Raw genomic sequence first — 961 nt, forward strand, 5'->3', positions numbered from 1 at the left:
GGCCCGGCAGCAGCGACAGCGGCGTGACCCGCTCGACCCGGTCGCGCTCGCCCATCCGGAGGCCGCCGCGCCGGGCGTAGAGGCGCAGGATGTCGGCGAGGCGGCCCTCTTCCGGGGGCTCGTTGCGGGCGACGGCCCGGATCTTCTCCACGATCTCGTCGGTGGTGCAGGCGACGATCCCGTCGGTGCCGGCGCGGTTGTCGCGCAGGCCCTCCTCGTAGAGCAGCCGCAGCGCCAGCAGCACCAGGGTCTCGTCCTTGCGCAGGCGCTCGGAGGCGATGTCGTGCCGGGGCGCGTCGGCGGCGGGGCTCAGCGACACCATCTGGTCGCGGTGCGAGACCGTGAGCGCGTAGCCCAGGCAGGCGAAGTAATCGGTGAAGAACGGCGCGTAGTGCCGGGCCAGCTCGTAGGAGCGGCCGATCCCGGGCGTGTCCGCGTAGATCACCTGCCCCTTGAGCATCACCTGGAGGGCGCGGCACAGCTCCTCGGCGTCCGGGGCGCGGGCGCCGGGCGGCGGCGGCTCGTCGCCGTCGATGATCGCGCGAAATCCCTCAAGCACCGGCACGCCGCTCCAGCAGGAAATCGGGGCAGTCCAGCCAGCCGTTGGCCAGCCGCTCGGGCAGCCGGACCAAAGCGTAGCGGTCGCGCAGCCGCGCGTCGAACAGCACGTCGATCTCGCGCAGGCGCTGGAACACCACGAAGTCGTCGACCCCCTCGATCGTGATCTGCGAGCCGCGCAGCGACACGGCCTTGCCGAGCCGCGCCTCGACGAAGGCCGTCATGGTCTCCGGCGTCACGGTGGTGCGGCGACGGAACTCGGCCTTGGCGGCCGCGAAGGCATCGACCGCGGGGTCGTCGTCGATATCCGGCAGCGGTTCGACCTCGATGGCGCTGCGGCGGGCGCGCGGCGTCTGCAGGTGGCCCTGGCCGATCGGCGGCCGCAGCAGCGACACCACCGGCG

At 73.2% G+C, this 961-nt stretch carries 2 protein-coding genes; both read right to left on the minus strand.

Going from position 1 to position 961, the window contains the following annotated elements:
- Window positions 1–559: DUF4194 domain-containing protein (locus FV228_RS30930; protein ID WP_147857884.1), on the minus strand; the 559-nt coding region annotated here is incomplete at its 3' end.
- Window positions 552–961: Wadjet anti-phage system protein JetA family protein (locus FV228_RS30935; RefSeq protein WP_246694100.1), on the minus strand; the 410-nt coding region annotated here is incomplete at its 5' end. The genes FV228_RS30935 and FV228_RS30930, both read right to left, overlap by 8 nt.

Source organism: Methylobacterium sp. WL18 (assembly GCF_008040015.1).
Taxonomy (GTDB): Bacteria; Pseudomonadota; Alphaproteobacteria; order Rhizobiales; family Beijerinckiaceae; genus Methylobacterium; species Methylobacterium mesophilicum.